The sequence below is a fragment of the Providencia sp. Me31A genome (genome assembly GCF_050487165.1).
GTDB lineage: Bacteria > Pseudomonadota > Gammaproteobacteria > Enterobacterales > Enterobacteriaceae > Providencia.
Map to the genome: position 1 here is coordinate 45,058 of NZ_JBKQGZ010000013.1, position 23,631 is coordinate 68,688.

General features: G+C 39.3%; 17 protein-coding genes and 3 tRNA genes. 9 read left to right on the top strand and 11 right to left on the bottom strand.

The genetic code is table 11. The features are described 5' to 3' along the window. Nucleotides 1–174: 174 nt before the first annotated feature. Entirely contained in the window at nucleotides 175–735 is a 561-nt protein-coding gene (gene syd, locus ACLPIE_RS12355; RefSeq protein ID WP_430261994.1) for a SecY-interacting protein, read from the bottom strand. A gap of 143 nt (nucleotides 736–878) precedes the next feature. On the opposite strand from syd, the gene queF reads away from it, so the two are divergent. The 3 genes from queF to xni all read left to right on the top strand — a co-directional run bounded on the left by queF (nucleotide 879) and on the right by xni (nucleotide 4,001). Continuing rightward, a complete protein-coding gene (queF, locus tag ACLPIE_RS12360; RefSeq protein WP_430261996.1) occupies nucleotides 879–1,724 on the top strand; it encodes an NADPH-dependent 7-cyano-7-deazaguanine reductase QueF in 846 nt (281 codons plus the stop codon). Between the two features lie 109 nt (nucleotides 1,725–1,833). Then, nucleotides 1,834–3,201, top strand: a complete 1,368-nt coding sequence (gene ppnN / locus ACLPIE_RS12365) for a nucleotide 5'-monophosphate nucleosidase PpnN (RefSeq protein ID WP_430261998.1) — start codon at nucleotides 1,834–1,836, stop codon at nucleotides 3,199–3,201. Between the two features lie 44 nt (nucleotides 3,202–3,245). Next, complete coding sequence (xni, locus tag ACLPIE_RS12370) at nucleotides 3,246–4,001, top strand: flap endonuclease Xni (RefSeq protein WP_430261999.1); 756 nt, start codon at nucleotides 3,246–3,248, stop codon at nucleotides 3,999–4,001. 52 nt (nucleotides 4,002–4,053) lie between these two features. Here xni and rlmM read toward each other — a convergent pair whose 3' ends face one another. The 3 genes from rlmM to ACLPIE_RS12385 are packed head-to-tail and all read right to left on the bottom strand — an operon-like array spanning nucleotide 4,054 to nucleotide 6,515. After that, complete coding sequence (gene rlmM, locus ACLPIE_RS12375; RefSeq protein ID WP_430262000.1) at nucleotides 4,054–5,157, bottom strand: 23S rRNA (cytidine(2498)-2'-O)-methyltransferase RlmM; 1,104 nt, start codon at nucleotides 5,155–5,157, stop codon at nucleotides 4,054–4,056. After that, nucleotides 5,150–5,545 (bottom strand): DUF423 domain-containing protein, encoded by a 396-nt coding sequence (locus ACLPIE_RS12380; RefSeq protein WP_430262002.1) that lies wholly within the window; start codon nucleotides 5,543–5,545, stop codon nucleotides 5,150–5,152. Before ACLPIE_RS12380 ends, rlmM begins: the two co-directional genes overlap by 8 nt. 28 nt (nucleotides 5,546–5,573) lie before the next feature. Beyond that, nucleotides 5,574–6,515 carry a transcriptional regulator GcvA gene (locus ACLPIE_RS12385; RefSeq protein ID WP_430262004.1) on the bottom strand — a complete coding sequence of 314 codons (942 nt, stop codon included), beginning with the start codon at nucleotides 6,513–6,515 and terminating at the stop codon, nucleotides 5,574–5,576. Nucleotides 6,516–7,215: 700 nt separating this feature from the next. Between ACLPIE_RS12385 and csdA the strand changes: the two genes are divergently transcribed. Together csdA and csdE are read left to right on the top strand one after the other, a co-directional pair. Beyond that, the gene (csdA, locus tag ACLPIE_RS12390) at nucleotides 7,216–8,421 is read left to right on the top strand and encodes a cysteine desulfurase CsdA (RefSeq protein ID WP_430262005.1); all 1,206 of its coding nucleotides are present in this window, start codon (nucleotides 7,216–7,218) and stop codon (nucleotides 8,419–8,421) included. 30 nt (nucleotides 8,422–8,451) lie between these two features. Continuing rightward, complete coding sequence (gene csdE, locus ACLPIE_RS12395) at nucleotides 8,452–8,910, top strand: cysteine desulfurase sulfur acceptor subunit CsdE (RefSeq protein ID WP_430262007.1); 459 nt, start codon at nucleotides 8,452–8,454, stop codon at nucleotides 8,908–8,910. A gap of 43 nt (nucleotides 8,911–8,953) precedes the next feature. Here the strand turns inward: csdE and tcdA are convergent, their stop codons facing one another. Both tcdA and mltA read right to left on the bottom strand, forming a co-directional pair. Further along, nucleotides 8,954–9,769, bottom strand: a complete 816-nt coding sequence (gene tcdA / locus ACLPIE_RS12400) for a tRNA cyclic N6-threonylcarbamoyladenosine(37) synthase TcdA (protein ID WP_430262009.1) — start codon at nucleotides 9,767–9,769, stop codon at nucleotides 8,954–8,956. A gap of 30 nt (nucleotides 9,770–9,799) precedes the next feature. Then, nucleotides 9,800–10,921: a murein transglycosylase A gene (gene mltA / locus ACLPIE_RS12405; protein ID WP_430262011.1), complete on the bottom strand. Its 1,122-nt coding sequence runs from the start codon at nucleotides 10,919–10,921 to the stop codon at nucleotides 9,800–9,802. Nucleotides 10,922–11,154: 233 nt separating this feature from the next. On the opposite strand from mltA, the gene ACLPIE_RS12410 reads away from it, so the two are divergent. From ACLPIE_RS12410 to ACLPIE_RS12420, 3 genes are all read left to right on the top strand, one after another. Further along, nucleotides 11,155–11,231: transfer RNA gene (locus tag ACLPIE_RS12410), tRNA-Met, on the top strand. Between the two features lie 66 nt (nucleotides 11,232–11,297). After that, nucleotides 11,298–11,374, top strand: a tRNA-Met gene (locus tag ACLPIE_RS12415). 18 nt (nucleotides 11,375–11,392) lie between these two features. Beyond that, a tRNA-Met gene (locus ACLPIE_RS12420) sits at nucleotides 11,393–11,469 on the top strand. Nucleotides 11,470–11,591: 122 nt separating this feature from the next. Here ACLPIE_RS12420 and amiC read toward each other — a convergent pair. Further along, nucleotides 11,592–12,842 carry an N-acetylmuramoyl-L-alanine amidase AmiC gene (amiC, locus tag ACLPIE_RS12425; protein ID WP_430262012.1) on the bottom strand — a complete coding sequence of 417 codons (1,251 nt, stop codon included), beginning with the start codon at nucleotides 12,840–12,842 and terminating at the stop codon, nucleotides 11,592–11,594. Between the two features lie 360 nt (nucleotides 12,843–13,202). Between amiC and argA the strand changes: the two genes are divergently transcribed. Beyond that, on the top strand, nucleotides 13,203–14,546 hold the full coding sequence (gene argA / locus ACLPIE_RS12430; protein WP_430262014.1) for an amino-acid N-acetyltransferase: 1,344 nt from the start codon (nucleotides 13,203–13,205) through the stop codon (nucleotides 14,544–14,546). 94 nt (nucleotides 14,547–14,640) lie between these two features. Here argA and ACLPIE_RS12435 read toward each other — a convergent pair whose 3' ends face one another. From ACLPIE_RS12435 to ptrA, 4 genes are read right to left on the bottom strand one after another with little or no spacing between them, the layout of a single operon-like run. Next, nucleotides 14,641–15,210: a hypothetical protein gene (locus ACLPIE_RS12435; protein ID WP_430262016.1), complete on the bottom strand. Its 570-nt coding sequence runs from the start codon at nucleotides 15,208–15,210 to the stop codon at nucleotides 14,641–14,643. Between the two features lie 60 nt (nucleotides 15,211–15,270). Beyond that, on the bottom strand, nucleotides 15,271–17,118 hold the full coding sequence (gene recD / locus ACLPIE_RS12440) for an exodeoxyribonuclease V subunit alpha (RefSeq protein WP_430262018.1): 1,848 nt from the start codon (nucleotides 17,116–17,118) through the stop codon (nucleotides 15,271–15,273). Beyond that, a complete protein-coding gene (recB, locus tag ACLPIE_RS12445) occupies nucleotides 17,118–20,720 on the bottom strand; it encodes an exodeoxyribonuclease V subunit beta (RefSeq protein WP_430262020.1) in 3,603 nt (1,200 codons plus the stop codon). The genes recD and recB overlap by 1 nt, the downstream gene beginning before the upstream one ends. Nucleotides 20,721–20,725: 5 nt before the next feature. Continuing rightward, a complete protein-coding gene (ptrA, locus tag ACLPIE_RS12450; RefSeq protein WP_430262021.1) occupies nucleotides 20,726–23,623 on the bottom strand; it encodes a pitrilysin in 2,898 nt (965 codons plus the stop codon). Between the last annotated feature and the right edge of the window lie 8 nt (nucleotides 23,624–23,631).

The window sequence follows — 23,631 nt, forward strand, 5'->3', positions numbered from 1 at the left end:
AAACAACCTAGCGAAGAAAACAATAATTCGATAAAAATGATGACGATACATTGAAAAATAGTAACGTTATGAAATTAAAAGTTAAATAATTATCATTTCAATAAAACGAAATTTTTTTGAGAAATGACTTAGCGAAATTGTAAGCATTAGCTTACAGTTTTCTCATTAAAATACTTACCCTAGGGGTTCCACTATCGGTACGAGTTCCTCTAGAAAAGCCATTAAACTAGACGAAAGTACGCGTCTTTCTTGACTACCAAATTTTTCTAAAATAATTTCTCCCGTTAAATTACACATTGAAACCATTTCAATTTCAGAGTCTAAAGTTGCAATAAATAAAGTGGGTGGCAGCTTCAAGCGTTTTTGAGTCACTAAATGCCCAATTAAATTTTCCTGTAAACGGATAAAATCTTCATCACTCCAAACCTGTACAAGGCTAAGTGTAATATCTCTAAATTTGGCTTTCATATCGCCAGCAAGTTGAGTAGTGTAAAAAACATGAATATCCGTTTGTAGGCTAATATCTAAGGCGGTTGCCACTTTTTCTAAGTTTGCCTTGGTGTGTGGGAATGGTTTGGGCTCCCAATAAACCCAGTTTTCCCCTGTACGCACAATACAAGGAGACGGAACACCATATAACTCTTTAGAAGCTGGCGACAAACCTGTTTGCTGATGCCATTGAGAAACATATTTCTCAGTAAAATTATGCAGTACCGCAGAGAGTGTTGTATTCATGATTGCGTGATTTTTATAGGTAATTAAATTGAAAGACGTCAATATTAAGGATAAATGCTATTATGGCAGAGTTTTGCAGGCGAATAAAATGTACTCTCTTCTGCTTTTAGCCTCATTTTATTTTATGGAGTATAAGGTCCAATATGTCACACTACCAAAATAATCCCGCACTTGATAATTTAACCCTTGGGAAAAAGACGGCTTACCATGATCAATATGATGCAGCATTATTACAAGCCGTACCCCGCAGTTTAAACCGCGATCCATTGGCGATTTATGCCAATGCGCTTCCATTTCATGGTGCTGACATTTGGACTCTGTATGAACTTTCTTGGCTTAATCAACGCGGTGTTCCCCAAGTGGCTATAGGCTCAATTAGTGTCGATGCAAATAGCGAAAACCTCATTGAATCTAAAAGTTTTAAGCTGTATCTCAACAGTTTTAATCAAACCCGCTATGAAACTTGGGAAAACGTGCGAAGCGTTTTGCAAAATGATTTAAGCCACTGTGCTAATGGTAAGGTAAGCGTTACACTCCATAAACTAAATGATCTTGCTCATCAACCTATTCACTCTTTTAATGGTGAATGTATTGATGAGCTGGAAATTGATATCGATAATTACGAGTTTAACCGTGACTATTTAGCTAATTGCACTCAAGAGTGCATCGTTGAAGAAACACTAGTCAGTCATTTGTTAAAATCGAATTGTTTGATTACAAATCAGCCTGATTGGGGGTCTGTACAGATCCACTATAGAGGCCCTAAAATTAATCATGAAGCCTTACTGCGTTATTTAGTTTCATTTCGCCATCACAATGAATTTCATGAACAATGTGTTGAACGAATTTTTAATGATATTACACAATTGTGTAAACCTGAAAAATTAAGCGTTTACGCACGTTATACCCGTCGTGGCGGCCTTGATATTAACCCATGGCGCAGTAATGAAGACTTTACGCCCGAATTAGGTCGTTTAGCTCGGCAATAAATATGTATGTAGTTGATGAATGTTTAAAAAACAGTTGGTAGTAAATGGTTATTAATACATTTGCAGTACAATTCATATATCAAGAGCCCATGGGGTAAAGGAGTACTACTTGATTACTCATATCAGTCCATTAGGATCTATGGATCTACTTTCTCAACTTGAAGTAGATATGCTAAAACGCACGGCAAGTAGCGATTTGTACCAATTATTTAGAAATTGTTCTTTAGCCGTTTTACATTCAGGTAGTCTTACTGATAGCAGCAAAGAATTGCTCGAAAAAAGCAAAGGTTTTGATATCAATGTGCTACGCCGTGAACGTGGCGTTAAGCTTGAGCTCATTGACCCACCTGAAGAAGCATTTGTAGATGGCAAAATCATTCGCACATTACAAGCCAACTTATTCGCTGTATTACGCGATATTCTGTTTGTTCACGCACAAATTACCTACGCTAAAGAACAATTCCGTTTAGATTTAGAAAATGGCACACATATTACCAATATGATTTTCTCTATCTTACGTAATGCACGGACACTACATATTGATGAAGACCCAAACATGATCGTCTGTTGGGGAGGCCACTCAATTAATGAAATTGAATACCTATATGGTCGAAAAGTCGGTAATGAACTTGGTCTTCGTGAGTTAAACATCTGTACAGGTTGTGGCCCTGGCGCAATGGAAGCTCCAATGAAAGGCGCTGCTGTTGGCCATGCTCAACAACAATATAAAAACAGCCGTTTTATTGGTTTAACTGAGCCATCAATTATTGCTGCTGAGCCACCTAACCCACTCGTTAACGAATTGATCATCATGCCTGACATAGAAAAACGTTTGGAAGCGTTTGTTCGCTTAGGTCATGGCATCATTATTTTCCCAGGTGGGGTTGGTACGGCTGAAGAACTGCTCTATTTGTTGGGAATTTTAATGGACCCAGCAAACAGCGAGCAAGTATTACCATTAATTTTAACTGGTCCAAAAGAAAGTGCTGAATATTTTGCTGTTTTAGATGATTTCATCCGCCATACTTTAGGTGACGAAGCGAGCAAACATTACCAGATCATTATTGATGATGCTCAAGAAGTTGCTCAAGTGATGAAAAAAAGCATGCCTCTCGTCAAAGAAAACCGCCGCAGTACAGGCGATGCTTATAGTTTCAACTGGTCAATCAAAATTGCACAAGATTTACAGCATCCATTTGAGCCAAGTCATGAAAACATGGCATCATTGAATCTTTACCCAGGCCAAGCCCCTGAAAAACTCGCTTCCGACTTACGTCGTGCGTTCTCGGGTATTGTGGCAGGTAACGTAAAAGAAGTCGGAATGAAAGCAATTGAAAAATATGGCCCATTCGAAATTCATGGTGATACAGAACTCATGAATCGCATGGATATTCTACTGAAAGGCTTTGTTGAACAGCACCGTATGAAGCTGCCCGGCGGCACGGCTTACGAGCCTTGCTACAAAATTGTAAAGTAAGTTTAGTATATTCAGAGGTAGGTCTTTCTAGGTATGGCGTATTTATGATCCATTTGTTAATTATTGATGCATTGAATTTGATACGCCGTATCCACGCGGTGCAAGGAAGTCCATGTGGAGAAACTTGCTTGTCTGCTATATCTCAGTTGCTGAATCACACCGCCGCAACGCATATTGTGGCGGTATTTGATGAAGAAGGTCGCCACCAAAGTTGGCGCCATGAGAAGCTCGCTGATTACAAAATGGGCAGACAACCCATGCCAGAGGATTTGCAAGCTGAGCTCCCAGCGTTAATGACACTGTTTCAAGAGAAAGGTATTCATTGTTGGCAATCTGAAGGAGATGAAGCTGATGATTTAGCCGCAACGTTAGCCTCTCGTATCGCTAAGGCAGGTCATACTGTGACCATTGTCTCAACAGACAAAGGTTACTGCCAATTATTATCGCCGAATATTCGTATTCGCGACTATTTTCAAAAGCGTTGGTTAGATGTTCCCTTTATTGAAAAAGAATTCGGTGTAAAACCTGAACAACTCGCTGACTATTGGGGACTAGCGGGTATCAGCAGCAGTAAAATACCTGGTGTAGCAGGTATCGGGCCAAAAAGCGCGACACTCCTACTGCAACAATACCACTCTATCGAAAACTTATTTGCTCATCTAGATAACCTTGATGATAAATGGCAAAAAAAATTACTCAACCAGCAAGAAATTGCACTAATTTGTCGCGATATTGCAACGTTAAGAACAGATATTGCCTTACAAGGTAATTTGAACCAGTTACGTTACTCACCTAAATAACAGATATAAAAAAGGCCACCTTTGAAGTGACCTTTCAAATGACAGCGATGGCTTAATAAAACTCACGAGCCATAGGGTTAGCTGCCCAAATTCTTGTCACGTGCACCGTAATCTCTTCACGATCATGATAAAGTTGCTTCGCTTGAATTAAGACATTCACACCCTGCTCTTTTAGTTGCATTTTCATTTTTTCTAAAATATGTGAAACTTCTTCATAGCGTTTCTTCATAGGTAATTTAAGATTGAAAATAGCCTCTCTACACCAACCTTGAGCTAACCATGCCGTCATTAATGCAGCAACCTTTGCTGGTTTTTCAACCATATCACAAACTAGCCATGTTATATTTTGAGACGTTGGCTTAAATTTAAAACCATCTTCACGGTGATGCTTAACTTGCCCTGTATCCATCAAACTTTCTGCCATAGGACCATTATCTACCGCATCCACCATCATACTGCGTTTTACCAGTTGATAAGTCCATCCGCCAGGGCATGCACCGAGATCTACCGCCTTCATACCACTCGCTAAACGTTCATCCCATTCTTCATAAGGAATAAACACATGGAAAGCTTCTTCCAGTTTTAGCGTTGAGCGGCTAGGTGCATCTGATGGGAATTTTAGTCGTGGGATACCCATGTAAAAATTCGAGCTATTGTTGGTATAAGAATACCCCGTATAACAACAACCCGGTGCAATAAAGAATACATGGATCACGGGACGTTTAAAGTTCTCAAGAGGCAGCAAAACTTTTTCTTTGCGTAATGCATTACGCAGAGGTACCGTAAATTTACGGCAAAATTTCATTAATTCTTTTGACTCATTAGTATCAGCAACTTCAACGCGAACGTCCCCTGCACGTACAACTTGTTGGCTCAGTGCATCAACAATTGGGGTAATACGGTCTTCTGGTGGAAGGTCTTTGAGCAAATCCCCTACCACAATAATTTGACGAGCAAAAATTAATTCACGAAAAGGTAGCGTCCGTGCGAGCCTATCAGCATCGTCAGCTTGATAGCACTCAAAAATAACATAACCACTGTTTTCTTTTACTCGAGCAAAACCATAAATTTCTTTTTGCCCAGCCTTATCTGTAATCTCTGCTGCACATTCTTTTTCAAAGCCTGGACGGCAATATAGTGCAATTTTATTACTCATTGCGTGACGCCGATTTCCTTAGACGCATAGCGCCAATAACCACTAACAGCCAGCCAATCAGGAAACAGACTCCCCCTATTGGCGTAAAATAAGAAAAGTATTTTACCTGCAATAGGGCCATACAATAAAGGCTACCACTAAAAAGAAGTATACCTACAGAGAAAAACACCCCTGACCAGTAAAACCATAATATAACTTTACGTAGTAAAACTGCCCCCAAAACCATTAAAGCCAGAGTATGCAGCATTTGATAACGCAGGCCAGTATCAATCCAGTCCATTTGATGGACACTCATAATTGACGATAAAGCATGAGAACCTATCGCGCCAAAAGCAACAGTAAAAAAGCCACTAATTCCCGCAAAAATTAACATCAAACGACTATTCACAGTAACACCTTTTTATTTAACTACTTGATTACTGAATAAGCGCCACATCTTGGTCACCCGTAATAAAGCCTAATTTTTCTTGTTCACTTGCAGCTTGCCCTAGTATCCATTGGCGAAATGCTGCAATTTTGCCTAACTCGGCCTGATTTTCTTGGCAAACTAAATAAAATGCATTTTTACTAACTAACACCTCACTAAAGGGACAAACTAAACGCCCTGCATCAATTTCATTTTTAGCCATTACATTATTAGTTAACGCGATACCTTGCCCATGTACAGCCGCCTGAATAACCATCGCACTATGACTGAATATTGGCCCTTGCTGTACATTGACTATATGTTGTAACTCTAGTTGCTTAACATACGCTTGCCAGTCTTTGCGTGAAGAATCGTGAAGCAACGTACATTTCGCTAAATCCTCTGGGTTTTTAAGCTGATTACCCCGTGCCAACAAAGATGGCGAACATACTGGCATTAAATATTCTGCATACAGTCTATCAGTTCTTAAACCAGACCAATTTCCTCTGCCGTAGAAAATAGCGACATCGACATCATCTGCCAACTTATCCTCTTCTCTATCTACAGCTTGAATCCGTACATCAATACCAGGGTAAGCTTGATTAAACCCTGAAAGCCTTGGTACTAGCCACTGAATAGCAAAACTCGGCGATAAACTTACTGTTAATGCCCCCTTCGCGCTTCGCGCTTGAAGCTTGCGCGTAGCCTCATTCAAAGAAGAAAAAATCTCTTTAATATCAAGATAATAACTTTGCCCTTCTTCCGTTAATAACAATGAGCGGTTACGACGGCGAAATAGCTTCAATCCAAGAAAATCTTCCAAGCTCTTCATTTGATGACTAACTGCAGCTTGAGTTACAAATAATTCTTCTGCTGCCTTAGTAAAACTTAAATGACGAGCAGCGGCATCAAAGACTCTCAGTGCATTAAGGGGCGGTAATCTCTTAGACATAATCACTTATACTCGGCATATTGTTATACATTAGTTTTTTTCATCCGAAGCATTATAATTTGTCCCTTGAGGATACGCCAGTAAATACCTATAGTATGCACACTTCCTAAGCCGGAACGAAAAGTTACAGAGTTTAGTTACTTTGAAACTTTTGGCTTTGTGGTTGTGATGTTGTGTTTGCAAGTTGTCTGGTTAAACCAGACTTTGTAGCTTTAGCTACTGTTTTTTTCACTTCCTGTACATTTACCCTGTCTGTCCATAGTGATTTTTATAGTGCACCGCAAATAAGCGGTGCTTTTTTTTACTATTTATCTACCAAACTAATTACATGTACTTACGTAAATTTAACTCAATAAATACAAATAGCTACAGATAATTACTAGTGTACCGAAAAAACTTTCAGTTAGGTATTTAAGATAACTCTTGAAATTTACTCGCCAAGAGTAGCAACAGAATAATTTCTAAATAAAAAAGATTGCATTGCGATGCAAAACACTGAATTATCCTAAAAAAGCAAATTTAGATAATTGATAACAATTAATACCAAACGTAACAAAATATTTCAATGATTGGATTAAAAAAATACCATATTTAAATCAATCAAAAATAGCCGTAAATGTACTAATAAATGTACAATCAAATTATACAATGCATATCTATATCAATTAACAGATAAATATTAATTTAAAAGAAATAAGCTATGGATCATTTTAATGCTGCCTCATTTCGCCTTGCCTTTCCAGCGATAAGATCAACAACTGTGTTTTTAGATAGTGCTGCAACAGCGTTAAAACCTGTCGCTATGATTAGTGCATCTAATAATTATTACAGCTTATCAGGAAGTTCAGTCTATCGAGGACAGTCATCTGAATCTTTAAAGTTAACCCGTGACTTTGAACAGGGGCGAATTCGTGCTGCTAAATTTATAAATGCACCTTGCGAAAAGAATATTATTTGGACTCGAGGGACCACTGAATCAATTAACTTGATCGCTCAAAGTTATTTTCGTTCAGTGCTACAACCTGGAGATGAAATCATTGTTAGTGAGATAGAACATCATTCTAATTTATTACCCTGGATTATGCTTGCTCAACAAACCGGGGCAAAAGTTATTAAATGGCCAGTGGAAAATGACTTAACTTTAAATATTGATGTACTCAAATCCAAACTTTCACCAAAATGTAAGGTTGTGGCAATAACCCAGATGTCTAATGTTACTGGCTATCAACCTGATTTATTAGCGATCACTCAACTTGTCCATCAGGTTGGAGCTCGCATCGTCGTTGATGGCGCACAAGGTGTAGTCCATAACCCTCTTGATGTCACTGAGCTCAATATTGATTTCTATGTATTTTCAGCCCACAAACTTTATGGGCCAACAGGACTTGGCGTATGTTATGGTAAAATGGAACTTTTAGAACAGATGCCCCCTTGGCACGGTGGTGGCAAAATGTTAACTGAAGTCACTTTTGAACATTTTACACCCGCACCAATCCCACAACGTTTTGAAGCGGGTACTCCCAACATTGCGGGTGTTATTGCCTTTTCTTCTGTACTTGAATGGCTCGAGACTATAGATTTATCATCAGCAGAAGCCTACACTCGCTCACTCGTTGAACATGCCAACAGCAAACTTTCGTCACTACCGGGCTTCATTGCTTATAGTGCTCCACATTCACCTTTGTTATCATTTAATTTTCAGGGTATTCACCATAGCGATTTAGGTGTTCTCTTGACCGAACAAAATATTGCATTACGCTATGGGCAACATTGCGCACAACCTTTAATGGATGCATTAAAGGTAAGTGGTTGCTTGCGCATCTCAATGATGCCGTATAACAGTCTGCAAGATATTGATACATTTATTGATGCAGTCACATTTTCACTTTCTCTACTAAATGATTAAATTAATACTAAAGATACAGAAGGAAGCCTAATGACTTCGACTAGACATGAACTTGCTCCGCACCCTTTCGGGACAGAGATTGGAATTCAAGAAATAGTTGAACAGCTTTCCACACACAAAGCATGGGAAGATAAATATCGTTTATTAATCCAATTTGCACGGAAACTCCCCACTTTAACTAATGAAGAGATACAGCAAACTCAAGAGGTTAAAGGTTGTGAGAATCGCGTTTGGATTGGCGCCTTGATTAACGATGATGAAACGTTCCATTTTTACGGGGATAGCGAAGGGCGTGTAGTAAAAGGCCTATTTGCAATTTTATTAGCTGCGATAGAACAAAAAACAGCTAAAGAAATTATGGAAATTGACTTTAATGGCTTACTCGCACAAACCGGTTTATCTGGTCAATTGAGTGAGTCACGTCAAAATGGTATTCAAGCACTAATTACTGCAATTCAAAATATTGTGAGCGAAATGACGCCAGCCTAACACCTTGAATGAGGCTATTATTACAATAGCCTCTAATTATCGGCTACTGATTGTTCGTTTGCCTTTGTGCTTTTGCTATCATTTTTTTAAGAGCATGAGAAACAGCAATAAATCCAAAACTTGCCGTAACCATCGTCACTGCTCCAAATCCTGAAGCACAATCCATACGTTTAGAACCTTCAGCCGTACTTTTTGCGGCACAAACCGTGCCATCACTTTGTGGGTAAACCAATTGTTCAGTCGAAAAAACACAATCAATCCCAAGTTTGCCTTTGCCATTTTTGACAACATTAAAGTCGGATTTCAATCGTTCACGTAATTTAGCTGCTAAAGGGTCTTGAATTGTTTTGGCTAAATCTGCAACTTGGATTTGTGTTGGGTCAATTTGTCCCCCTGCACCGCCAGTAGTTACCACTGGTACTTTAAAACGTCTACAGTACGCCAGTAAGGCAGCTTTAGGCCTAACACTATCAATCGCATCAATAACGTAATCAAATCCCATACTGAGGTATTGGTCAACATTATCAGGGGTAATGAAATCATCAATAACATTCACCACACATTCAGGATTTATGTCCAAAATGCGCATTTTCATTACCTCGACTTTAGGCAAGCCAACGGTCGATTTAATTGCATGTAACTGGCGATTTGTATTGGTTACACAAATATCATCCATATCAATCAATGTGATATAACCAATACCTGAGCGAGCAAGCGCCTCCGCAGCCCATACCCCAACACCCCCAACGCCAATAACACAAATGTGAGAACGTGCAAATAGATGTAGAGCTTGCTGCCCATATAAGCGCCCGATGCCAGCAAATCGCTGCATCCAAGCATCAGAAAGCTTAGCTTGCATAATGATAAATGACCTTAATAAAAACAATAACTACATTGAACCAAACAATGGTTGGCTTTTTTTCAGCACCCAAACACGGCCATAGTGGTTATAAAAACCCGCCATTTTTCCTGCCTCATGGCCTGTTCCATGATAGATGTCGAAGTGATGCCCTTTAATTGCACCGCCCACATCTAAGGCGACCATCATACGCATTTCATATTGCCCCGTAAATTTTCCATTACCGTCTAATATAGGGATTTCTGCAAGCAAGGCAGTACCTGCTGGTATCAACGTTTTATCTGATGCTACTGACGCTTTTGCTATTAAAGGTACAGCACTCGCCCCCCTAACAGGTACAAATGATTGAGGCTTAAAGAAAACAAATGATGGATTTTCTTCTAATAATTGGCGTACTTCTTGTTCACTGTGGCTATTTGTCCAATCGTGGATTGCTTGTAAGGACATCTCACTGAGTGGAACTTCTCCGCGATCAACAAGGACTTTGCCAATGCTTTTATATGGATGACCATTTTTTCCCGCATAACCAAAGAAATTCAATGGACTACCATCACCAAAGTCAACATAGCCACTTCCTTGAACTTCCATCATAAAATTATCAACCGCTGAGTTGCTATAGGCTAAGATTAAGTTTTTACTCAATGCCCCATTATAAATTGCCGCCCGACTAGGTAAACGCGATTTACCTTTAACAGGCATACCATATAGTGGATGGCGGAATTCACCTTGTGGTGTACGTCGAGCTTCAATGACAGGAGTGTAGTAACCCGTAAACTGGACATTACCATAGTTATCAGCCCCTTCCATTTGGAAAGCGGTTAAATTGAAATTAGCTAATTGGGCGGGATTACCTCCTGCCATTAACCAGTTTTCAATAGCATGGTAGGTGTCACTATTATTTTGAAATAAACGTGGCGATGCATTTTGGATTTCACTAACCTGTCGATTAAAATCCGGAGCATTAATAGGCTGCCCCTGAACGTTTACTAAGCTAACTTTTTGCAAATCTTGATCTAAACGTCCATCTTTATATTGCTGGCCTTTATCTGTTGGATGAGTTTGGCACCCTGCTAGCAAAGAAACAAATACACTTGCCACCAACCATTTTCTTGCTCTTTGTTTATTGACGATTTTTATTAATCCTTCATTCATGCTTCACCACTCCAGATACTTCCAACAATCCAATATGAAACGCACAATAGCAAACCCAAATTGGGAATGAAATGAGTAAACATATTTAGCCGAGTTATTTTTCTTCTCGCCCTCTACAAAGATGAAAAAATAGACATTCCGTGCGTATTTTGTTCTACAAATGATAAATTTTGAAAAAAAAACACGAAAAAACTTGCATCAGATCTCATCCCGAGTATAGTGCCCGCATCGGACGCGGGGTGGAGCAGCATGGTAGCTCGTCGGGCTCATAACCCGAAGGTCGTTGGTTCAAATCCAGCCCCCGCAACCAATTACTGTTTAGTCAGTAAAGCGTCAAAGTAGTTTGCAGTAAAATCAATAGTCGTAAGAATTCAGTCGCGGGATGGAGCAGCATGGTAGCTCGTCGGGCTCATAACCCGAAGGTCGTTGGTTCAAATCCAGCTCCCGCAACCAATTTTTTACTTCTTCAGGCGCGGGGTGGAGCAGCATGGTAGCTCGTCGGGCTCATAACCCGAAGGTCGTTGGTTCAAATCCAGCCCCCGCAACCAATTTTTCCTCTTTCTTTATTTTCCTGCTTTATCAATCCATTATTACTTCAACTTTTGCTTATATAAAAAAAGTGACTCACTATTCGTTCATCACCTTTCATTCACAAACTGAATATATTTGATTAATTGCGAATAGCTAACTCTCCGCCATTACGGAAATAAGCTTTAATTCCTTCAAAAATTGACTCAGCCATTTGCTGCTGAAACTTGGAGGTCTTTAATTTACGCTCTTCTTCTAAGTTACTAATAAACGCAGTTTCAACTAAAATTGACGGTATTTCAGGTGCTTTTAATACTGCAAACCCTGCTTGATCCACTTTGTTTTTATGCAACTTATTAACTTTGCCCATGCGCTTTAATACTTCATCGCCAAATTTTAAACTGTCATTAATCGTGGCTGTTTGCACTAAATCGAGCATAGTATGATCAAGATACGCATCACCACTCTTACTCACACCACCAATTAAATCAGCTTCGTTCTGAGTTTGGGCAAGGTAGCGGGCGGTATTACTGGTTGCCCCTTTTATTGATAAGGCAAAAACAGAAGATCCGCGAGCGGATCGATTAGTAAATGCATCCGCATGAATAGAAACAAATAAATCAGCCTGCATTTTCCGAGCTTTGGCCACTCGTACTTTTAACGGAATAAAGACATCTTCATTACGTGTCATATACGCACGCATTTTCGGAGCCTTATCTATCATTGTTTTTAAGCGGCGAGCAATTTGCAAAACCACATCTTTTTCACGTGTTTTATATTTTCCTATTGCGCCAGGATCTTCGCCGCCATGCCCTGGATCAATCATGATGATGATAGGTCGATCCGTTCCTGCTTTTCCTGGCTTTTTCGCTTGAGCAGGCATACTTTCTTCAAGATCACCTTTGTTGTAATCTTCAAGCAAAGCTAGTAGCGGATCATCATTCGTATCCACACCTTTAGCTGGATAAAAATCAAGAACTAAACGGTGTTTAAACTCACCTACGGGTGTCATCGTAAAGAATTGAGGATTCACTTTATTTTTCACTTCGAAAACTAAGCGAACTGTTTTTGGATCAAACTGCCCTACTCGAACCAGTTTTAAGTATGGATCACGTGTTTGGATCTGCGTACCCATCTGTTTAAGTACATTGTTTAATTCGACCCCTTCAAGATCGACTACAATACGCTCAGGATTATCGAGCACAAACTGGCGGTACTTTAGCGGAACACTTGACTCAAGCGTGACTCGAGTATAACTCGACGCCGGCCATATACGTACAGCAACCACGCTGCTATTCGCAGAAAAACCGAATGGGCTTATGCTCAGTAACATAACTGCAGCTGCGCCCTGTATAAAACGACGCTTCGATTGGTTGTGATCTTGCTGACTCATCAATAATTCCGAACCTAGAACTGATAAAAGGTGATTTTAGAATAATTGCCAATTATTTGGCCTGAAATATGCACTCTAACTAATCATTTGCACTCTGTCATTAAGAATATATCAATACAACTATGGGGTTAGTGCTATGAATACAAACAAATCATACTTATAAAAAACATTTGTGAGTGACTTTCTGTGTCAATTTTATGCAATCTCGTTTGCGTAGAGTATATATAGTTAAATTTAGAGATATGTAAACGTTAAAAATAAAATTGTTACTTTTTTTATCCCATCTTTTACTTGATATCTTCTGATAAAAAGAATAAAAATACATTATTATCGAATAAAAATTCACTTAAGAGGGTTATTATGAAAGAGCGCAGTACCGAATTGGTCGATGAGTTTCGCCATTCGGTCCCTTATATAAACGCCCACCGCGGCAAAACATTCATTATTATGCTTGGTGGAGAAGCGATTGCGCATGGAAACTTTCCTAGCATTGTCAATGACATAGGATTGCTTCATAGTTTAGGCATTCGAATTGTCGTCGTTTATGGTGCTCGCCCACAAATTGAAGACATCTTAGCTGAACACAATTATGATGCCATTTATCATAAACATACACGAGTCACTGATGCGAATACACTTGAATATGTAAAACAAGCATCAGGCGCTTTACAATTAGATATTACTGCTCGGCTATCAATGAGTTTAAGTAACACGCCTTTACAAGGTGCACACATAAACGTGGTAAGCGGCAACTTTGTGATTGCTCAACCATTGGGAATTGATGATGGTGTTGACTATTGCCATAGTGGTAGAATCCGTCGAATCAATGAAGAAGCTATTAATAATCAACTAGATAATGGCTCCATTGTTTTAATTGGCCCTGTTGCTGTTTCGGTAACAGGGGAAAGCTTTAATCTTACATCAGAAGAAATAGCCACCCAGTTAGCCGTTAAAATAAAAGCGGAAAAACTTATCGGTTTCTGTTCTTCTCAAGGTGTAACGGATAAAGAAGGTAATATTCTTTCTGAATTATTCCCTAATGAAGCGGAAAATCGTATTCAGGAACTTGAATCGGAAGGGGATTACTATTCAGGAACAGTACGTTTCCTGCGTGGTGCAGCAAAAGCCTGCCGTCGCGGTGTCCGCCGTAGTCACTTATTAAGTTATCAAGAAAACGGCTCTTTGATTCAGGAGCTTTTCTCACGTGATGGTATTGGAACACAAATAGTAATGGAAAGCGCAGAACAAATTCGCCGTGCAAATATCAATGATATTGGTGGAATTTTAGAGCTTATCCGCCCTCTGGAACAACAGGGTATTTTAGTTCGCCGTTCCCGTGAACAACTTGAGATGGAAATAGATAAATTCACTATTATTGAACGAGATAATTTAGTCATCGCCTGTGCAGCTCTTTACCCTTATCCAGAAGAAAAGTTGGGGGAGATGGCGTGTGTAGCCGTTCATCCTGACTATCGTAGTTCGTCCCGTGGAGAAGAATTACTTCACCGTATTGCTGTACAAGCAAAACAATTTGGCTTAGAAAAATTGTTTGTTTTAACTACCCGCAGTATCCATTGGTTCCAAGAGCGCGGCTTCACCCCTGCTGAAATTGAAATGCTGCCATTGAAAAAGCAAGCGTTATATAACTACCAACGCAAATCTAAAATTTTAATTTTAGATTTAAAAAATCAATCAGATAAATAATTAACTCGTTTAATTAAACAGTTATGTGTTAGTCCCTAAATTATACATAGAGATATAATTTAGGGACTTAAGTTAATCACAAAACGCATTCACCTTATGCGATTTGGACAACTCGGGCTTTTTGGCATAAAGGAATTGATTCTAAATGAGGCTTTATTGCAGCTTCCATTTCTGCGAATGACGAACCATAGAAATAAAATGCCGTTTCTGTTGGACCATCCCATACACCGTGAATGCTCCCGATATCTTCAACAGCATCATCAAGTACGTCGAAAACCTCATTAATATCACTATTTTCATAAACTTCATCGGCTAATTCTGTACCATTAAAATAAACCGCTAGCCCTTCATCATTACCAAAATCGATTCGCATATCTTCACTATGAATAAATAAACGCGAACCTTTTGGTGCTAACATAGACGAAAACAACTGGATGATTAAACTAAGATTTTCATCACTAGCATCAGCTACAGCGATTTCTATATCACACTCTTGAGCCTCACCATTATCACCTAACAGTGTTCCACCACCTGTGACATGGATATCTTTACCCATGCTTTTCATGACTTCATCAAATGCATCTTCTAAGTCTGCACGTCTAACAGGCTCAAGCCTTGCATTTAATGTCACTGTAATTGCTGTCATTTCTTGCTGGTTATCCATCTCATTACCCTTAATAATGGTTATAAATCATTTGTCTCTATAGCTTAAAACGTGTTTTAACTATATTAGCTGAACTGCCAAACCACTGCGCCTTTTCGTTGGCGTTTCAATGGCCCGACGCAATACTTTTAGGCTACCGTAAAGTGACAACTCTTTCTTCGCTCGAGTGATAGCGGTATAGACGAGTTCACGAGTTATGACAGGGGAATATACTTGCGGTAACACCAATGCGGTATGGGCAAACTCTGAACCTTGTGATTTGTGGACTGTCATCACATAAGCCGTTTCATGTGATGGCAACCGATTCGGCTGCACGCCACGAATAGTACCATCAGGAAACTGAAAATAGGCTCTTAACGCATTTTCTTCATCTGGCAATATAATCCCGATATCGCCATTAAATAACCCTAGAGGGCTATCATTACGGTTGATCATTATTGGTCTACCTGCATAATGCTTATTTAATAAATTATAAGGACGGTTAATTAATCCTTGGCGATGTAACAGTTTTTCTAATTTATCGTTAAGACCAACAACACCAAATGGTCCATCTCGTAAAGCTGCCAATAACCGGTAGTGGTTAAATTTTTGCAATATACGCTCTGGCGTTTCCTTCGATTTAACTGCTAATAAATAGTCTTTATAATTTTCACATGCATCTAATAAAATTTTCGCATAATCATCCGCAGTCTCTTGTACATAGTTATGCACATCAAATCTTTCTTGATTAAGTATCTTTTGTACCTTAGTCGCATCCCCCTCATTTACTGCAAACGCTAGCTGACCAATACCTGAATCTGCGGAAAAGCGATAACTTTTACGTAGTAAACACAGGCTATTGCGAATAACTGGGCCTGTCAGTGAGGTATAATCAGTCAACGAATACCCCGTTAAATCTGAGAGTTCTCTTGCTCGCTCGGGGCTATAACCATTATCAGCAAATTGACAGATATCACCTAATACAGCTCCAGCTTCAACAGATGCAAGCTGGTCTTTATCACCCAGAAAAATTAATCTTGCATTTTCAGGCAATGACTCAAGTAACTTACCCATCATAGGTAAATCAACCATTGAAGCCTCATCTACAATGAGTACATCAAGCGATAATCGGTTGTCCCTATGATAACGAAATTGCTGGCTTTCCGGTTGAGCACCTAATAAGCGATGTAATGTTTTCGCTTGGTTCGGTAGCACTTCGCGCTCAACCTCAGTTAAAGGCATATTTTTCATTGCCTCGCCTAAAGATTCAGTCAGTCTTGCAGCAGCTTTTCCTGTTGGAGCCGCCAATTCAATACGTATTTTATGATCTTGCTGATTTTCTAGCTTGATTATAGCCGCGAGAATTCGAGCTACAGTAGTCGTCTTCCCTGTCCCCGGCCCCCCTGAGATGACAGATACTTTGCTTGTTACCGCAACTGCAGCAGCAATTTTCTGCCAATCGATTTCAGTAGAGATAGGAAATAAGCTATCGAGAACAGCCTTTATTTGATGGACATTTGGACTGCTAATTGAAGCATCCGAAAAAAAGTGAGCAACATACTGTTCGTACTGCCACATTCGTTGAAAATATAAGTAATCCCCTGACAGTATTAATGGAGATGCCTTGTTTTCTGTATTTAATGAAACCGCATCTTCTTTTAGTATAGCCTGATAGATTGTTTGCTCATCCGTTGCCTTTGTTTTCTGCCAAAATTCCGTAGCAAGGTCAGGATGACGCCCTGCAAACAACTTTTCAATTTTAATATCAGATAATGCTAAGCAAACATGGCCTGTCATCGTCTCCGCACTAAGTAGCGCGGCTACCATCAGCAATATCGGGTTTTCATCACTGGCAATGCTGTAGGCAAATTGCACATCAAGCGGAGTGAAGACGCGTTCCTCTATCGCCTTATCAAACAATGTCTTCATTAAACTAGCTCCCTTTCTTGCACATCTCTAAATAGCAAGTCTAGTCTCTCAATAAAAGCAGATAACGGACGATAAAAAAAGACACCATTATTTGGCTGCGTATGATCAATTCCCCTCAGAAATAGGTAATACACACCACCAAAATGAATTTCGTAGTCATAGTCAGGCATTCTTTGTTTTAGATAGCGGTGTAATGCCAATGAATATAATTGGTACTGTAAATCATATCGGTGGTCAATCATGGCCTCAGCCATCGCCTCTTGGGTATAAAAACTTGCGTCTTCCCCAAGGTAATTTGACTTATAATCAAGAAGATAGAATCTTCCATTCCAATAAAATGTTAGGTCAATAAACCCTTTTAAAATTCCTTGTACCTTATCGAAGTTTAGTGGCGGACAACGTTGAGACAAAGGATCATATTGGTGGCTAATGGCATCTAAGTGGCTCGCACTCAATATCGATTCAATAGGTATGTAAAACTGCATTTCATCAAGTTGATTTTGTGGTTGTAATGCAGATAAGCATAAACCATCATCAGATAATGGAGCCTGCACAATCGCATTTAGCCATTTTTGTAACATGGGGGCCCATTGAATATCAAACCCAGAGGCTATCAATTGCTCTTCCAACCACTGAATCGATGGTTCTATAGAGAAATCGACATCTTCCATTAGACTATGTAAAAATGTCCCCGGAAATGCACCTTTAGGAAATTGATGGGGAGTCAGATAGGCACTGTTTTCTTCTTCCTGCTGTTCAACATCGACACTTACTTCAATATCCATGTTTGGAGCTAATGAGTTAGCGAATTGAATTGCCGATACAGCACGTTCTTCTTCTATGTGGCTCGCACCATAACTTAACCCTGAATAGCTAGTAACACGCCAATGATCATCAAAATAACGCGTAACCATTCTAGCCGATAATTGCTGGCTATCATTTTGTGCTAATGATAAACGTTCAAATGTAGGCGTATCAATCACAGTAACATTTATGACCTCGTTACTTAGCTCACCTAAACACTGACTAAGTAACACACTGTCTCCAGCTTGCCCATTTTGAATCACATATCCAAGTGCCGATAAATGTAAGTCTGTCTCACCACTTTTTTTCCTGTTACCCTTAATAAGAGGCGCAATTCCTACACTGCAATGATAAATAGCCCTAGTCAGTGCCACATACAATAACCGCAGATCTTCCGCCAGACGCTCTTCATCGGCTAACTTTACAGTTTCTTCGCTATCGTCTAAATCCAATCGGGTGCCATAGTCTGCTCTATCATGATATAGGCCTTTTGATTGCGGTAAAAAGTTGCTTGCAAAAGGTAACCAAACAATTTTGTATTCAAGCCCTTTCGATTTATGAATGGTGCTAATTTGTACTAAATGTTTATCACTTTCTAATCGCATCTGCTGTGCATCCGATTGATGGTCTGGATGGGCGATTTGCTGCGCTAACCAACGGGTTAGTGCGTGCTCACCTTCAAGCTGAAGGGACATTTCCTGTAATAGCTCACCTATATGCATAACATCCATTAATCGACGCTCGCCATCAATTCCAGATAACAATGTTTCTGCAATATGCCTTTGTGCCATTACCATTCGTAACATGGGGAGCACACCTCGTTTTTGCCAAACCGTGGCATAACGGGCAAACTCATCCACTAATTTTTCCCAGGCAGTCTCATTATGGTTAAGATCATCAATCTGCTTCGCGGTTAAGCCGAATATTCCTGTTGCGAGTGCACTGCGTAAAACGCGTTCTTTTTCTGGAGCAAGTACTGCTTGTAGCAACCACAATAAATCCTTAGCTTCTGGTGTAGAAAATACACTTTCTCGATTAGATTGAAACACAGAAGGTATATTCAAACGATTTAAAGCATCACGAATCAGTACCGCTTCGCGTCTACTGCGCACCAAAACAGTAATATCTGAAGCAGTAACAGGAACACGCTCCCCCTTATTATCAAAATAAGTCTTTCCTTCTAGTCCACCTTGTAAATACTGCGCGATCTGCACCGCGCACTGTGATGCAGTTGTTTGTTCATATTCTGCGACAGAAACACCTTCAGCCTCCATTAACCAAAAGGTTAGAGCTTTAACCTCATTGCCATCATCAATTAGTTTTTTTCCATTATTTTGTGGCGCAAAATTAACAGGCTGAAAAGGAATTTGTTCAAAAATAAATGGCGAGTCGCAGCGACCAAAAAAGTGATTAACCGCTTCAACCATATTTTTAGATGAGCGATAGTTAGTTTCTAATGTGTAGTGAGCACTAACTTCTCTTTTTGCTTCAATATAAGTAAAAATATCAGCACCACGAAATGCATAAATAGCCTGTTTAGGGTCGCCAATAAAGAGTAATGCGCAACTATCCACACCGCGGTAAATTCGTTGAAAAATACGATATTGCTGAGCATCCGTATCTTGAAACTCATCAATCATTGCGACTGGAAAGCGTTGACTAATTGCTTGAGCTAGAAACTTTCCACTTTCTTGGCTAAGGGCATTATCTAGCCGGGTAAGTAGATCATCGAACCCCATTTCCCCTCGGCTATGTTTTTCACGAGCAATTGTTTCCCTGACCTCTGAAATAGCCTGTGGAATAATAAGATCTTTAAGTGTCAATGATTGAGATAATAGGTCATCTATATATTGAAAGACTAGATGCTCTGGTCCAAAACCACTCTTTGATTTTTCATGCAATACCGTTTGAGAGAAACGGACAAGATCTTTAGGTAACTGGTAATCTTCTGTTGGTTCTTCAGCCCATTGACCTATCTTTGTTAACCATGCAGGTAGAAAACGAGAACTATAACTTCGTTTGTCGACATCAGAGTTTGTAATTAGCTTATCAAAATCAGCACAGCTTTCTAACCATGACGCTTTCACCGACTCAATTAAAGAGATAAGCCGTTGATGTCGGGTCTCTATGGTTTCAACTTGTTTTGGCTGATTAATAATTTGAGGAATATCACCCTGCAAAAAAGGTCGTATTTCAGCTAATAATGGCTCTGGACCTGCCCATAATGACTGGATGACTTTTGTTATAGAGTAGTCTAAAAGGTAAAAATGACGTCGCCAAAAATCTGCACAAGCTTGCTTCTGAATAGGAAATTCATCTTGGATCATCGTTTGTTCAAATAACACACCCGATTCAAATGCATTATGAACTAACATTCTCTGACAAAAACCATGGATAGTATAAATAGCAGCCTCATCCATCTGTCTTTCTGCTGCTAATAACCACTCTTGTGCAAATTTTCTTTGAGTTTCATCCGTCAATTCAGCCAATAATGTTAAATACTCGGGTTGTGATTCAAACCCTACACCATTTCTTAAACAAACTAATCGCATTTCATGAATACGCTGACGAATACGTCCACGTAATTCATTCGTTGCAGCTTCTGTGAATGTTACGACTAAAATTTCTTCCACACTTAAAGGGCGGGGAAAAGCATTCTCTCCCCCCAACCCTAATAAAAGCCGCAGATAGAGTATCCCTATAGTATAAGTTTTACCTGTTCCAGCAGAGGCTTCTATCAGTCTCTGCCCCTTTAGAGGTAAAGAAAATACATTAAGCAATTGGGGCTCTATCTGCATTTTATTCACTCCGCATCTTCCTTTATAGGTAAAATTTTCTGTAGTTCTGAGGCTGTTGAGTAAAATACCCAATCTTTCAATTTAGCATAACCAGACTTCTCATTTACGCCTTGACCGATTACCTGAGACGTTAACGCCAATCCTTTGTGCTTAATAACTGCATTTTCGTAATATTCAATAATTTGTTCTTTAGTCGCCGAACTTAATTTAGCCAATACTTTATCTCGAGTATCAAAACTAAAAATATTACGAGAAAAATCAGATGAGTAGCGTCCGACTTCCTCATAGAACGTCTGAGGTGGCTGGTTCATTTCAGTAATTATAGAGAGTTTATATTGGTTAAATTCATCAGTAGGGAGATTTTTCAATTTCGCCAATGCTTGGGTATAAAAATTTTGATAGCGTGTATTCAGATAATCAGGTGTTTTAACATTACTTTGTAGTAAAAAACCCATGCCCCATTGATCGCCAAGCCCAGCTTTAAAGGCAAATACGGCATAACCTAACTGCTCATTCGTTCTTAATTGATCATAGAACCAAGGCTGAATAATTTTAGCAAGAATGCCTGATAGCACAGCCCCATCAATACGACTGTAGCCATCTGGAATGAAAATTTCTGCAAGTGCGTTATCGCTACTATTACCCCGCTTATGGAAATCTGCTAAGTAATTTTTATCAATAACAACAATATCTCCACGCCACCAGCTAGTTCCCTCACTTTTGAGTAACTGTTGTGCATCTTTAATTGTCTTAATACTTTGTGATTCAGTGATGTTTCCAAATACCAAAGCTTGTAATGCAGCACTTTTCACCAGCATTTGTCGATAATGAGTAATATCTTGCAGTGAAATTTTATCTAGCTCCGCTAAACGCTGTTCTTGTTCAAAGTAAGGGACACTATTAATACGCTGCAACGGCTGCATCGCCAATTCATAAGCTTTGGCATTATTAGCAACCGCAATTTGCTCTTTATACCAAGACTTAGCTTGAGTTAGCTCCTGCTCTGTAGGTTCAAAACTAAGGTATAACTTAGTCATCGATAAAAAGAGCTCAGGTAAATGCTGTGTATAACCACTTGCATTAAGCTGCAAACCAATCCCCTGAGATACAGAAACCGACATGCCAGCCACAGATGCCTGATATTGCAACTCATCCATCTTTAAAGATGAAATATATTGCAGTAAATCACCAGTGACTTGCGCCTTAGCGTCCTTATCACCTTGATTAGAACGTAATGCTAAGGTAATGCTAGCCTTAGGCTCATCAGCAAAATATTGACTCGGCATATATAAAACGCGAGTGTTACCTTCCTGATAAATAAATTCAGGATGCTTATAAACTTTGTCCGTTTTAATTAATGTTAACTTATCCGCAATGTATGGGTTCAATATTGGCAACTTGAATGTCATTTTGGACTCTAAATTAGCCCAATCAGCAAATTGTTTTTTTGTGATTTTGTCAACTTGGTATGGTGCATCAACGAAATATGCTTTTTTGTTGCTTGGTTCGTCTGGGCTAATAAACCAAATTCGCGCATTTTGCGCTTTCAATTCAGATAACCGTTGAGTAATGGCCTCTGGGTTATATTTGTCAGCAATATAATCTGAATCAAGTACATGATTAACAGGTACGTCAATCATTTGATCAGATAGCCATTCGATATAATTCATATCTCTTACAATTGAACCATAACGGAATGACAGGTTAAGTACTTTCGCTATTTCATCAAAATAATTTTTGTTCACACCATCGCGTTTAATTAAATCAATGTAGGAAAAAATAGCCGCTATTATTTGATCTCGCTCTTGTAAACCTTTATCGGTAAGCGTGACATAAATAGAGAAAGAACCATAATTTCTGTCCGAGTTAGGAGAGCTATTAGCACTAATTCCTTCCGCAAGCCCTTGCGAGATTAGCCAATCAGCCAGTGTACCAGGGCTTCTATTACCAATTAAGTAACTAATATAGCTATCACTTTTACTGCGAAAATCCGCCATATTATTTTTAATACTAAATTCAATTTGTATAGCTTTTTGCGGTTGGGCGGGAACATAGTGAATGATGATGCCTTTTTCTTTATCTGTCACTGCGGGCACATCAATGGAAGGCACTGTTGCATTAAAATTAGGAATACGCCCGAATGTATCTTGGGCAATTTTTGCTAATGATTCAATCGATTGATCACCATATAGCACACCATTCATTAAGTTCGCTGAATAGTAATGTTTATAAAAACCCACTAGTTCATCTTGTAATTTACTATTGGCTTTATCTTTTAATGTATCTAAATTGCCCCCTGAAAAACGCGAGTTAGGATGCTGAGGGTTCAATGTTTCAGAGCGTACCTGCCATATACGCATGCCATCACGAGAACGAGCCATTGTTAGCTCTGCGTTAACCGCATTACGCTCTTTATCTGCATTAACTGGGTCTAAAAGTGGCTCCGCTAAAGCATCGGCTAATCTATCTGTTGCTTCCGCTAATGCACCGTTTTCAACTTCAAAATAATAGGCAGTACGATGAGAAGCGGTACTTGCGTTATGACTACCACCATGTTTTTGTAAGAATTCAGAAAAACTACTAGGCTCAGGGTATTTTTTAGACCCCATTAAGACCATATGTTCCAAATAATGGGCTAACCCTAATTGGCTATCAGGGTTTTCAATGCTTCCTACAGGAATCGATACTGCAGCCAACGATTTTGTCGCTTTAGCATCAGAAACCAATAAGACTATCATATCATTGTGTAGTTTTATTGCCTTATATTCTCGCGGGTCCCTTTCACTCTTATTGATAGTTTCTGGTAATAATTGCCAGAGCGGTTGCGCAGCTATCGCACTACCACACACCAATATGGTGAATAATAAGAATAGATGGGCGATTTTTTTGGATAAATATTGCATCCTTTGGT

Coding starts and splice junctions, on each gene's coding strand:
- syd (WP_430261994.1), bottom strand. CDS start 735: ATGAATACAACACTCTCTGCGGTACTGCATAATTTTACTGAGAAATAT.
- queF (WP_430261996.1), top strand. CDS start 879: ATGTCACACTACCAAAATAATCCCGCACTTGATAATTTAACCCTTGGG.
- xni (WP_430261999.1), top strand. CDS start 3,246: ATGATCCATTTGTTAATTATTGATGCATTGAATTTGATACGCCGTATC.
- rlmM (WP_430262000.1), bottom strand. CDS start 5,157: ATGAGTAATAAAATTGCACTATATTGCCGTCCAGGCTTTGAAAAAGAA.
- ACLPIE_RS12385 (WP_430262004.1), bottom strand. CDS start 6,515: ATGTCTAAGAGATTACCGCCCCTTAATGCACTGAGAGTCTTTGATGCC.
- csdA (WP_430262005.1), top strand. CDS start 7,216: ATGGATCATTTTAATGCTGCCTCATTTCGCCTTGCCTTTCCAGCGATA.
- csdE (WP_430262007.1), top strand. CDS start 8,452: ATGACTTCGACTAGACATGAACTTGCTCCGCACCCTTTCGGGACAGAG.
- tcdA (WP_430262009.1), bottom strand. CDS start 9,769: ATGCAAGCTAAGCTTTCTGATGCTTGGATGCAGCGATTTGCTGGCATC.
- mltA (WP_430262011.1), bottom strand. CDS start 10,921: ATGAATGAAGGATTAATAAAAATCGTCAATAAACAAAGAGCAAGAAAA.
- amiC (WP_430262012.1), bottom strand. CDS start 12,842: ATGAGTCAGCAAGATCACAACCAATCGAAGCGTCGTTTTATACAGGGC.
- argA (WP_430262014.1), top strand. CDS start 13,203: ATGAAAGAGCGCAGTACCGAATTGGTCGATGAGTTTCGCCATTCGGTC.
- ACLPIE_RS12435 (WP_430262016.1), bottom strand. CDS start 15,210: ATGGATAACCAGCAAGAAATGACAGCAATTACAGTGACATTAAATGCA.
- recD (WP_430262018.1), bottom strand. CDS start 17,118: ATGAAGACATTGTTTGATAAGGCGATAGAGGAACGCGTCTTCACTCCG.
- recB (WP_430262020.1), bottom strand. CDS start 20,720: ATGCAGATAGAGCCCCAATTGCTTAATGTATTTTCTTTACCTCTAAAG.
- ptrA (WP_430262021.1), bottom strand. CDS start 23,623: ATGCAATATTTATCCAAAAAAATCGCCCATCTATTCTTATTATTCACC.